This is a genomic window from Candidatus Zymogenus saltonus (genome assembly GCA_016929395.1).
Taxonomy (GTDB): domain Bacteria; phylum Desulfobacterota; class Zymogenia; order Zymogenales; family Zymogenaceae; genus Zymogenus; species Zymogenus saltonus.
On the sequence record JAFGIX010000027.1, the window covers coordinates 58,968 to 71,065 of the forward strand.

A 12,098-nucleotide genomic window follows, 5' to 3' on the forward strand; every position below is an offset into this window, starting at 1 on the left:
TGGCCATTGGCCATTAGATATTCGAGCATCACCGATATATCAGAGGGGCAGAGGGGACGATATTATCCTTTTTGGATTTACACGATCACGTCCAGTTTGCCCGTCATCGAGAATAAGCCTCATATTATATGGGCATTTGGGGTCCACACTTTCAATCGCCCGCCGTCGAGAGCCGGGTTATCTTTTAATACCTTTTTTGTTCATGTTTCACGGCGAATTGAGTGCAAAAATCGTATCGGCGACACTCCTTTTCCTCGCCATTTTCCCCGTCAAGCCGATATTTGCGGAGGGATGAAATCCCCTCAATCCGCCGAAGCTTCGGCAATCGCTCCCTTAAAGGCCTGAGCGGCTCCTGCGGCGCAAACGGTTTTTACGTGGATGTGCGATGAATCTGAAGCGGCCGGTCCACATTCCCGGAAACTGCCCGCCGTTAAAGGATAGACCTTTTGTCGGGGTGCCCTGTCTTGTCTGTCCTGCCGGCCTATTTTCCGGCTAATCAGCTTGAGCCTTCAGATGTCCTGAAAGGTAAGACCTGATGCTCGACTTCGGGGCCAGGATGATAGATCCGTCCGGTATAGGCTCGTTGTATGCCGAGAGGGGGGTTTTAACGAACTCGTTGAATCTCTCGGGATCCACCGGATAGAAGGGCCTTAAGATCGCCTCGAAGCCGTAGTCGAACTCCTCGTTCATCAAGAGTGAGAAGGCCTTGAAGTAACCGTGCCGCTCGAACTGTTCTGCGAAGAGGGGGTCGTCACCGCCCTTTACGCAGAACAAAATGTGGCTGATGTAATGTCTGGGGTAGTTGGTCTGGTTGTAAAGCCCCACAACAATATCCCCCTCACGAGGGATGTATCTAAAGCCCTCCACCATCGGGAGTCTCACCCTTATTGGGAGGTCTTTCTTGTTGTTCTTCCAGTAATCGAAGCCGTCCACGCTCGACTCCGGGTCGTATTTCATCGCCACGACCCACCGCTTGTTGTACATCCGCTCGAAGGCGATCCACGAAAACTCGGCGTGGTTCAGCCCCATGTAGTCGAAGAAGGAATAGAAGTCCCTCTTCTTCGAGCGAACTATCGATGCGTCAACGTTCCCTGCGTTTTTGAGGATCAGCTTTCCCCGCAACACCTCGGTAAAGACCTTTCCGTAGTAGACCATCTCCACCGGATTTTTATACCCGAACTCCCTCGCCAGGGCTGTGACCCACTTATGATAATTGAGCTGAAGTCCCCCGAGGCAATTCGGCTTTTCGTCTTCCGTTTCGAGTATCTCGAAGTGGGCGGGAGAAAATTTGTCCCAGAAGGGGGTGCGGTAAAAGGGGAACTCCTTTCCCATAAAGTCAAAAGATTGGCTTGAGTGGTTGATGATATTCCCGGAGATATAGGGATTGGTCTTCTCGACGACTCCCATTGCGTATCTTTGAAGCTCCCTCTCGATGGGCGCCGTTGCTGAGGGCGTCGTCTTCACGGCCAAGGTGCATGCCGATGAGAAAACCGCAATTGATATTAATATTATTAAAGACCTAATGATGGCGCCTTCCTTGCGCCTTTTATCCGTCTCTCTTTTCATATTTCAAAAACTCTTAGATATTTTTATACTTCAATAAAAAAGTTTCTCTTTTATCTGTAACCCACGCCGCGTAATTCAAAAAGTCCGCCGCACAACCGAAGTCCGTGCAATATTTGGTATCGTCCTCTAAGTTCAAGCATCGTCCCTCTGCTCAAGCATCTCCCCCTGCTTTACCCCCCCCTGCTTCAGCCCATCTGCTCAAATCCCGCCCCTCCCCCCCGGTTAAATATCACCCACCACACAAACCACCGATCTCCCCTAAATCTGGATCATCGGCTATCGATGATAAACCAGTCGGCCCTCACTTCTCAGACGAGTTGGCATAGAGCTGCTCCTCGCAATTCATTATCATCCGACCGATCTTTTCCTTGTAATCCATGTTTATGAGGTCAAGAGACCGCTCATCCATAAACGACTGGGCTATGCTCCGGGCCTGTTTATACTCCCCCAGGTTGAAGTGGGCCTGATACATAAGCTCCGTGAACTCGAAGTGGAGCTTCTCCGAGAGCTTTTCGTTTTCTACCTGATACCAGAGGTGTTGTTCGTATTTGATGCCGTTTCTCGAGATTATCCCCCTGTCGTCCTTCCCAAGGTACCTCTTGTTGTAATTAATAAGGCCGGCAAGATACTGGGACATGGGAGGGGCGTCCTCCTCCTTAGTCTCCTCGATGTTTTCCACGGCCTCTTCGCATTTATCGAGCATCTTCTTTTGATCTCTGAGGACCGAATCAACTGTCTCGGGGGTGATGCTTATATCTTTGACCTGCTTCTCGTGATTTTGCGGCTTCATCGCCAACGTCATTTCCTTTATTCCATTTTCGAGATAGAGGTCCGTTATCTGCACCATAACCTCGAAGGGCATGTTCGTATCGACGATTTCGTGGGCCACAAACAAGAGGGCGCGCCCGACGGTGGGATACTTCTTGAAGTAGGGGTAGTTCCTCATTATCTCGTTGGCCATAAAGAGTGCCTGATTGTGGGACCTCTGGGGATCACCTATCCCGTAGGCCTTTCGGGAGCGGAGCACCTGCAGGGTCTTCTCGCCGTTGTAGCCGAGTTTCTCAAATATCGCCTGGGCCTCGGAAAAACCGACGATCACGTAGTAATCGACCTTGAGGTCAAGATATTCCTCAACGGATTCGATCGTCAACTCTTTGCCGCCGAGGGAATAGGTGTTTGCGATGATCTCTTTTCCCTCCATTATCTTTTCGCTCATGGTGCCCCTGGGAATGGAGACGATCTTTATCTTTCCCTGATACGGATAAAGGGTGAAACAGTGAATGGCATCCGACCGCCTGTTCTTCTGGCCCCTCCTGCCGTCGAGCCCTAAGATGAGAATATCGACCTTTTTCTTTACGGGAGGGAGGTCGGGAAGAAATATCAGTTTTTCCAAGAGGTCTTGATAATAGATGATCTTATCCTTCCACTCGTCAAACCAGTTGCCTGAAAAGGCGGGGGTCTGAAAGGAGAGAAGGATAACCAACGTAAAGACAACGATCCGATAAGTCTTTTTTGCAGAATTTGGTTTATTTGCTACCATATATTTTTTTCTTTTTCCTATTCTTACCCTTACTTACCCTTTTTGACCAATTCTCCTCTTTCAAAATCGATGAAGAGAGGTTGGCCTTAATTGGTGTACGAAATAAAAACCCTATTATTATATTATCTCTGTGAATAAAAGTCAATCAAAATAGAAGACTTTTAAACACCGACACGCCCTGCCCTTGAATCAGCCTGCCTCCTGTTTCCCATGATCTTCCCCTTGAAGTAGTCATCTATCTTCTTTTTCCTGTGGCTTACGGCGGACTGAGTAACCCCCATCCTTTCGGCAATCCACTCTTGACTCTTCCCTGCCCTGTGCATCAACCATATCCAGAGATCTTCATCGCGAAGCTCCATCAATGCCTCCTCGTACACCAAGAAATAATCCTCTGTAGGTAAGTAGTAGTCGGGGTTGAACATCTTCTTCTCCTATGAAAAAACCTCCCTGTTCATCGCCTTTTTTAAGCAGATTACACGATAGTGTAATGTTGACTAAATGTCAACTTCGGAATCAGGCAATGTTGACTAATTGTCAATAATATTCCCTAAATATTCCCATTTACGTCAACTTAACTCATTTATTCCCTTAATTATTCTTTTTTTCAAAAAAGTTGTTGACATGATGGAAACTTATATGTAAAATGATCAATAAATATGGAGAAAACAGAAATCTGAAAACAGTGGGAGTGATTTGGATATAGAGTAACCAAAATTCTTTAACTACTCTTTACGGGTAACGTTATGAATGAAGGTGAAAATTTGAAGTTGTTCAGGAAGAAGAAAAACCTGACACAACAGGAATTGGGGGAGATGCTGGGGGTAAAGAAATCTACGGTGAGCAGGTGGGAGAGCGGCGAGCGTGCGATGACCGTCGAAAACATCAAAAAGGTATCTCACGTACTCAACGTTCCGGTCAACGCTTTCCTGAGCGACAACGACTCCTACGAAAGCACAAGGAGATGGGACAAGGAAAATCCGCCGGATGACGGGCAAGACAACTCGGTAATCCCTAAGGAGGAAATTCCCGCCGATCAGAGCTTCGAGATCGTTCGGGAGGACAAGGGTGAATTCGTGTCGGATGAAGCGCGTCTTTCCCTTCCCAAGATCGACGACCCGGAGATCATTCAGGCCTTCGAGGGATTTAAGGAGTACGACAAGCTGACCCCTGAAGACAAGGATGATATCAAGGATATTCTCAAGCTCGCGCTGAAGATTATAGAAAAGCGCACTGTTTCCGATAAATAGAGTTACTATCCAATCGGTTTTTGAACGGCCCATAGAAAGACACGAAAAACGATTCTTTCAAGCGGCAAAGATTCTGCGGCGAAGCTTTTGTCGATGAATTAACGAAATAATACAATAAAGGAAAATATAGGGAACTAATTAGAGTCTGAATACCTAAAACGAATCGATCGCTAAATACTGGATATGATTATTGGTTTTAGATCTCAACGGCAGAAATACGCCGAAAAGACCCGATTATCCCAAAAAGATCTGCCATGAATCTTGATGGTTTGATCATCCTCCCTCGTTTTTCCCCGTCAAAGTCGACATGGAGAGGAGGTAAAACGATCGATTTTTCGCTTTGATATTGGCTTTGATACTGGCTTTGATACTAGCTCTGATATTCAATTTTACCGTAGTTCAAAACTCGACAATGAACCGTTTCATTTGAGATCGCCATGCCGTTGATTTCCGAAATTATTGAACAGTTAAGCTCAGAAATACCCGGCTACAACGAGAGGTCCCTGACATACAGAGACTTCGAGGATCTCTGCCAGAGAGAAGGAATTGTCACCTTCGAGCACAGGATGCCGGCCAGGGGCTGGTATTTCACGATGTGCGGCCATCCATTCATAGTAATCAACAGGAAATTGCTCTCCGGCCACAAGACATTCGTAGGCTTTCACGAATATTTCCACCACAGATTCCACCCGGGCGGATACCACTACTATTACACCATAGGAGTCAACGACAAGATAGAGAGACAGGCGTCGGCGATGGCCGCCGTTGCCGTAATCCCCACCGATCACATCAAGGCAGATATCGAAAGCGGGGAGGATATATCCGAAAAATACGAGATCCCGAAATACCTCGCCGACTTCAGGCTGAAGGTATACGATTCCTACCGCCAGCTCAAGATGTTCGAGGATGATTAGAGGCAGGGGTAAAGGTTTCTCTTTCGCCCCCCATAACTATTCGTCATCATTATTCAATATACCGTCTTAGAGATGGATCGTGCAGTCACACGACGAGGCCGCGAAGCATAAAAAACTTATCCTCCCGTTCATATTCTTTATATCGGCCGCTCCCTTACCGTAGAATCAGCACAACAATAAATCCCTGTCAGATTTATTCATTAAAACGCAAGTGGGGAAATCATGGGACTAAAGCTCTTTAGATTCTCGATTATTTTACTTGTCATCTACATGCCGATCCACATCGCCGTCTTCTTCGCCGCACCGGGGCCGATTTTGATCGGGGATGCCGTCGACGAAATGACGGCGGAGAGTATCCTCTACCAAAGGCAGCTTGTGGTTACAAACATCGCCCTCGAGTATTTAGACCTTACCATCAAGGCCCTGGAGATAGAGGCCGAACTGGGCAACATGAGAGAGCTGAACGAATTAGTCAAGGGTGAGCGAAAATGGAGGAATTCCCTCGTGGTGAGGATAAACAGGATAGAGTCTGATCTGAAGTCGAAATGATGGTTCTTAAAGGCTCCTCAATTCTAATCCATCATTGAAAAAAATTATTGACTGTGGTCGGGACACCGGCGGGTGGAAGGCGGGTCTTCCCCAATCAGATCTGGCCCTCGGGAAGGTTCGTGATAGGCTGCTTTTTCTCCTCTTCCGTCTCTTTGCCCTTTTCCATCTCGATTTTCTGCTTTTTCTTCTCCTTCAGATCGTCCTTATCCATCCCTTCTCGATCTCGCCCTTTTTCGGGGACCACCATCTCCACCCCGTTTTTGGGCCCGGGAATATCCCCGGCCTTCCCCTTGATCAGGCCGATTACCGCCCCGACCGCATACCAAAATCCCACGAACATCAGGATTGTCAGGGCCAGTCCGAACGTCGTAAGGGCTACGATTACGGGGGTATTTAAAACTATCTTTCCCGCACCATAGCCCGCCTGAATGCGGTCTCCAGGCGCCGCCTCGCCCAAGGGGGGCGCTTCTCCTATACCGATCAGCGCCCCGCCGAACCTGCGATCCCTCCTCATGCGCCCGAATTCGAGCGCCGCAACGGTGATGTTGTCGAGGCCGCCTCTCCCGTTGGCGAGGTCGACGAGCCGCTTGAGTCCCCCGTTGAGCTGCGCCTCATGGTGGATCGCCCCCAGTATCTCCTCGTCGGAGACGAGGTCCCAGAGGCCGTCGGAGCAGAGGAAGAGGACGTCCCCGTCAATCAGGTCGACCCTGACCGGCATATCGATCTTGATTTTGCTTCCCGCGCCGAGGGCCCTCGTGATGACGTTTTTCCCCTTGAAGTTTCCGGCGTCCTTGGGATCGATCTTCCCGCTCCTGATAAGCTCCCCCAGGAGGGAGTGGTCTTCGGTAACCGCCTTGATGGTCTTATCTCGAATGACGTAGGCCCTGCTGTCGCCTATGTGTCCTATGTAGACGCTGTTTCCGATAACGAAAGCGGCGGTCAGGGTGGTACCCGGCGGTTTCTCCCCCCCCTTGGCCAAGGACCTGATGCGCCTGTCCGCCTCGCCTATGAGGTTTACAGTTGCGTCAACGATGTTGTCGCCGAACCTCGAGAGGCCCCAACCGTCTTCCGTGACGAAGGAGCCGCCTATGAGCCTCACGGCGGTGCCGCTGGCAACCTCCCCGCCGACGTGCCCCCCCATGCCGTCAGCCACGACCGCCACGGCCCTCACCCCGGGGGGACGGACATCCTCTGGCCCGATCGTCATGATGAAGTAGTTGTCCTCGTTCTTTTCCCGGACCCTGCCGACGTCGGTCAGCGCCGCCGCCCTTATCCTGATCTCCTTATCTGCCGCCATATTCCACCCTTTTCAAGATTCCCCCACCCTTTTCCCGCCCCTTTTTTTGTTAAATATTCCCATATGTATATTACAATAAGACTGCTTAAAGGGCCTTGGTGTCAAACGGTTGATGTGACAGTCTAATCTCCCCTATTTGAATTGCACCATAAATGAACACCACCACTATTGTCGGATCTCAAAAAAACAATTCCTTTCTCCCTCTCCTAAAAAACGACCGCCAAGCCGACCCCGTCCTCAATGGACGATCTTGACCCTTGTCCCCACCTTCACCGCATTCCTGAGCTTCACGACGTTCTTGCTGTTCAGCCTAATGCACCCGTGGGAGACGGGCGCGCCAAGGAGATACGGCTCGTTAGTCCCGTGGATTCCGATTCCGGTCCAGCCGGGCGTGTTCAGCCTTATGAAGTAGGGGCCGTAGGCGAGTTCTATATTCTTGAAGCGCCAGTCGGAGCTGCCGTGGATGTTGGATACGGTGAAATCCCCCTCCGGGGTGCGGGAGTCCCCGACCATCTTCTTGTCGGCGAGGTCGGGATTCGATCCTACCGAGACCGGAAATTCACAGACGACGTTTCCTTTGGAATCCAAGACATCCATGATATATTTGGTCTTTCTGATAACAACGCTGTAGGTCTCGCCCGGATTCGGCTCCCAATCGGGAACGGCCTTGAACTCCTCCTCGGAGTAATCGGGGCCCAGAACGATGAAGGTATCCTCCCCGTTCAGCCTGACACCCCTTCCCACCCCGAGGACCTCGATCAATCTCCGTGCGGTCTCCTCCGATCCCCCGGGATAATAGACAACGGTGGTCTCGGCCGCCCCCCCCATACCCTTTGCCGTACCGAAGGTCTTGACGGCGCCGATCTCCGGAGCCGATGTCGTAAGGTCCTCCAAAAAGGACGCCGTGGCGTCCTCCCTTCCGGTACCGTTCAACAGATATATGGACGACCCCTCTCTCCCACCGGAGAGCAGCCTCGATACGGCGTCTATGCCGAGGATTACCTTTATATATCCCTTGATGAGGGTGTTGTCGCTCACCCCCTCGCCCACCCCCAAGGCCTTTACGACGGCGTTTAAGGCCGCCTCGTCGCCGGGGTAGTAGTGGATATATGTTTTAAAACGCCATATGGGAACTGACATGGGCCTGACCGTGTCGTCGTCTCTGACCCTTATCCCCGCCGCCCCCAATCTCTCCTTTGCGGCCCCCAGCAAATCGACTCCCCTATCCGCCGTGTAGGCGCCGCAGGCGCTTATCAAGGCGACCTCCGCCGAGACCGGAGACATAAATGCGGGGGATACCCCCGTGTCGTCCGCCTGTCCCACGAATGAAGACGGCACGACCTTCATTCCCTGTCTTTTCCCGGCCTCCCCGTACGCATTGAGGCCCGCAAAGAGAAAAAGGAGAAAAATGGAGATAACGAAAATCCCCGTGCGCGAAAAAGCCTTACTCCCCCTTTTCGCGCCCAGTTCACATCTGCCATCTATTTTCAAAGTCATATTATCCACCATTTTTAAGTTTCTTCTATTACCAATCCGTAACATTTACGTAGTCGTCGATCACCCACCCGGTGGTTCCCCCCGAAGTTTCTATCTTGTACCAGTAATCGTAGGTAAAGAGCTTGACGTTCCCCTTGTTTACGTAACCGTAGTAGGTCTCGTTCCTTTCGGTAATCCTAAATCTCACGTAATACTCGGAACTGGTCTCTCTCAAGACCGTAACGGCGTGCCCCTTGTTCAGCGTCTTTCCTCCGCCGCCGTCGAGCCTTACGGTCGTATTGTACCAGAGCTTTCCCTCGTTTTCACTCCCGGACAGTTTCTTTTCGAGGATGTTCACGCCGTCACCCCTGTTGAGTTTTGTAACCACGCTGTTGCTTACGCCGGGTCCCGATCTGATATTGACCCTGTCGCCGGTAATATATCCGTACCTCGGGGACGGCTCCGGGGCGGGAGCCGGCTCCTCTACGGGCACCGGGGTCTCCACCGGCGGCAACGTACTTGGTGTGGATATGGCCGGGCCCTCCGCCTTCCCCTTGAAATAGAACTTTACGACCAGACCTAAAACCACGCCCACAATAATGAGGAATATGAGGGCGCCGATACCGATTGCTGTTATCACCACGCTCTCTCCCTTTGCCTCCGGTTTTATCCTATCTCCGGGTGGTTCGGCCGCTAAAGTTTCGCCGCCCTTCGATGACACAATCGTCTTTTCATCCCTGACGGAGACCGGCTCCTCCTTCGATTCCACAACCGCAGCCACCGCCTTGGGTGGTGCGTACATCTCCTTCGGCAGCTCGCCCGCAAGTCCCACCCTCAAGGCCTCAGCAAACTCGTTTGCGGTTTTAAATCGCTTGTTACGACTCTGCTCCATCGCCTTTGCGATGACGCCGTCTACCCAGGGGGGGAGGGAGGGATTTACCTTCGTGGGCTCGGGGTAATCCCCCTTGATCTTTTTGTACATGATCTCCTGGGTGGTATCCCCAGGATAGGGAGAGGCCCCCGTGATCATGCGGTAGAAGGTCGCCCCCAGCGAGTAGACATCGGTCCTCTGATCGAGGTTGGAGCTCCCCTCGAACTGCTCGTGACTCATATATTCTATCGTTCCGATCGACTGGCCGGTGACCGTGAGCTTCTCCTCCCAGGCGGCCCGGGCGATCCCGAAGTCGGTTATGACCGCCCTTCCTTTTTTGTCCACGATGATATTCGCCGGCTTGATGTCCCTGTGGATCACGCCGATCTGATGGGCGTGGGAGAGGCCGTCCGCTATCTGGCAAGTCAGATCCACCGCATCCTTCAAGGGGAGGAGGCCCTTTAACAAGATATCGGCCAGGTCTTCGCCCTCGACGAACTTCATAGAGAAGAAATAGGAATCATCGTCGGTCCCCACCTCGAAGATGGTCACTATGTTCGGGTGATCAAGCTTGGCGGCGTTTCTCGCCTCCCGCATGAAGCGCTCCACAAAACCTTTCTTCCTGGAGAGATTGGGCAGCAGAACCTTGAGGGCCACGATCCTGTCAAGCCCCTCCTGCTTCGCCTTGTAGACGATCCCCATTCCCCCCTCGCCTATCTCCTCTATTATTTCGTAATTGCCTATTCGCTTCCGTGCCATGATCCCCCCCCGTCATTAAAATGACATTCCTAATTATCCGCTATAGCCCTAAATTTTAGCTCCAATTTCAGATATAATAGCAAAAAAGCGTATTTTTTTGCCAAAAAAGTTTATATAAAAATAGCATACATATATAAGACGACCGGTTTTTTAGAAAGCCGTCATTCAAACCATCGAGCCGTCAATCGTGCTACCTGACCGCGTAGAGGAAGCCGTCGCCCCCGCCGAAATATATTGTGGAGTTGGAATCCACTCTCGCCACCGCGGGAGACGCCTTCACGGCGCCTCCGACCTTAAGCTTGGAAAGGAGGCTCCCGGTCTTCGAGTCAAGGGTGTAGAGGTGGCCGTCGTCGCTCCCGAAGATGACCGCCCCATCCAAGACGACCGGCGATGAGACCACCGCCCCCCCGGTCGTAAACCACCAGGCCTCCTCTCCCGTGGCCGCATTCAGGGCGTAGAGGTTTCCGTCTAAGCTCCCGAAATAGACCATCGCACCCGATCCGTCGCCCCCCTCCCCTTTTTTTGCCTTTTTTAATATTCCCCCCGATATTGTGGGGGAAGAGGTGACCCCGCCCCCGGTCCGAAAACGCCAGAGAAGCCCTCCCTTAAAGGCATCCACGGCATAGAGGAATCCGTCGAAGCTCCCGAAGTAGACGACCCCGTTGAATATCCCAGGAGACGAGACCACGTCACCACCAGTCTCGAAGCGCCAGAGTAGCTCCCCGGACTTGGCCGAGAGGGCGTAGAGGCTGTCGTCGTTGCTTCCCACGTAAACCATGCCCAACCCCACCGCCGGCGACGAGAGGATCCAACCGCCGGTTTTGAAGCTCCACCGCTTCTCCGCCTTTTTTTCGTTTACGGCGTAAAGGTTGCCGTCCCAGCTCCCAAAAAAGAGCGAGCCTCCGTAAAGCGCCGGGGAAGACGTTATGCAGTCCTTGGTCTCGAACCGAAAGGATTCATCTCCTTTCTTGATCGATATAGCATAGAGGATACTGTCGCTTGATCCTATATATATCATCCTCCTGCCGTACGCAGGCGACGAGAATATCTTCCCCCCCGTTTGAAACCGCCAAAGCTCGTCGCCGGTCCTTCCGTCAACGGCGTATATATTGCCGTCCGCACTCCCGAAGTACACCAGCCCCTCCCTGACCAGGGGAGATGAATAGAGGGGACCTCCTATCTTCCTCTTCCAAAAAACCTCCGATGGCGGGGCGATCGTCGGACCTTCGTAGAAACCGGTGTGGAGGAAGTTTCCCCGAAACATCGGCACATACGGAATGGGAGCGCCGACCTCATCCCCACCAAAAACCATCCCACCGCTATCGGAATTATCGCCCCCCTCGACGGGACCGCTAAGAAAACCGGGAATGCGAATATATCTTTTCTCCGGCAGCAAGGTCAGCACATTTATCGCCAGGGCCGCCACAATCGCCGCAGAGGTCATGACCATAACGAAAGAGCGGCCGCCCTCCCTTGACCGTATCCCGTCAGACATCAGAACCGGCCCCCTGAGTTTCCGATTTTAGACTTGTCATAGATAAAAGACGGGGCCTACCCGACCCCTTATAATTGTTTCAAAAAAACTTGGTTGAAACACAATCTGTCCTCTCACATCGAAGCGCCGCGTATTGACCTGCCTGGGAAAATTATGTTCATCTCCATACATTAATACAATATCAAACTAAAACTCAAACTCAAACTATAAATTTGCCCCTTTTGCAGCTGAGTAATCTTCACGATCCACCGTATCTATTCAATAAGGAGTTCGAGACGCCTTTCAGCTCCATCCGATTATTTACATGCCCCCTCCGAAGAAACGCCCTTTTTAAAAATCAGCCTATACGTCCTCAATTGCCTATTCAAATCATCAACCTGTAAT

General features: G+C 51.5%; 10 protein-coding genes. 3 read left to right on the plus strand and 7 right to left on the minus strand.

All coding sequences use genetic code 11. From position 1 onward, the window contains the following. Positions 1–492: 492 nt before the first annotated feature. The 3 genes from JW984_05730 to JW984_05740 all read right to left on the minus strand — a co-directional run bounded on the left by JW984_05730 (position 493) and on the right by JW984_05740 (position 3,465). Positions 493–1,566 carry a hypothetical protein gene (locus JW984_05730; protein ID MBN1572682.1) on the minus strand — a complete coding sequence of 358 codons (1,074 nt, stop codon included), beginning with the start codon at positions 1,564–1,566 and terminating at the stop codon, positions 493–495. A gap of 301 nt (positions 1,567–1,867) precedes the next feature. Continuing rightward, positions 1,868–3,106 (minus strand): LCP family protein, encoded by a 1,239-nt coding sequence (locus JW984_05735; GenBank protein ID MBN1572683.1) that lies wholly within the window; start codon positions 3,104–3,106, stop codon positions 1,868–1,870. A 161-nt stretch (positions 3,107–3,267) separates the two neighbouring features. Beyond that, positions 3,268–3,465: a helix-turn-helix domain-containing protein gene (locus tag JW984_05740; protein MBN1572684.1), complete on the minus strand. Its 198-nt coding sequence runs from the start codon at positions 3,463–3,465 to the stop codon at positions 3,268–3,270. A 384-nt stretch (positions 3,466–3,849) separates the two neighbouring features. Here JW984_05740 and JW984_05745 point away from each other — a divergent pair, with 384 nt between their 5' ends. The 3 genes from JW984_05745 to JW984_05755 all read left to right on the plus strand — a co-directional run bounded on the left by JW984_05745 (position 3,850) and on the right by JW984_05755 (position 5,816). Then, positions 3,850–4,353 (plus strand): helix-turn-helix transcriptional regulator, encoded by a 504-nt coding sequence (locus JW984_05745; GenBank protein MBN1572685.1) that lies wholly within the window; start codon positions 3,850–3,852, stop codon positions 4,351–4,353. Positions 4,354–4,790: 437 nt separating this feature from the next. Then, positions 4,791–5,267 (plus strand): ImmA/IrrE family metallo-endopeptidase, encoded by a 477-nt coding sequence (locus JW984_05750; GenBank protein MBN1572686.1) that lies wholly within the window; start codon positions 4,791–4,793, stop codon positions 5,265–5,267. Between the two features lie 222 nt (positions 5,268–5,489). Then, positions 5,490–5,816 (plus strand): hypothetical protein, encoded by a 327-nt coding sequence (locus JW984_05755; GenBank protein MBN1572687.1) that lies wholly within the window; start codon positions 5,490–5,492, stop codon positions 5,814–5,816. Positions 5,817–5,910: 94 nt separating this feature from the next. Here JW984_05755 and JW984_05760 read toward each other — a convergent pair whose 3' ends face one another. The 4 genes from JW984_05760 to JW984_05775 form a co-directional block, all read right to left on the minus strand. Beyond that, a complete protein-coding gene (locus JW984_05760; GenBank protein MBN1572688.1) occupies positions 5,911–7,113 on the minus strand; it encodes a serine/threonine-protein phosphatase in 1,203 nt (400 codons plus the stop codon). Positions 7,114–7,350: 237 nt separating this feature from the next. After that, positions 7,351–8,610, minus strand: coding sequence for a L,D-transpeptidase family protein (locus JW984_05765; GenBank protein MBN1572689.1), 1,260 nt, complete (start codon positions 8,608–8,610; stop codon positions 7,351–7,353). A 28-nt stretch (positions 8,611–8,638) separates the two neighbouring features. Continuing rightward, the gene (locus JW984_05770; protein MBN1572690.1) at positions 8,639–10,219 is read right to left on the minus strand and encodes a protein kinase; all 1,581 of its coding nucleotides are present in this window, start codon (positions 10,217–10,219) and stop codon (positions 8,639–8,641) included. A gap of 190 nt (positions 10,220–10,409) precedes the next feature. Beyond that, a complete protein-coding gene (locus tag JW984_05775; protein ID MBN1572691.1) occupies positions 10,410–11,714 on the minus strand; it encodes a PQQ-binding-like beta-propeller repeat protein in 1,305 nt (434 codons plus the stop codon). Between the last annotated feature and the right edge of the window lie 384 nt (positions 11,715–12,098).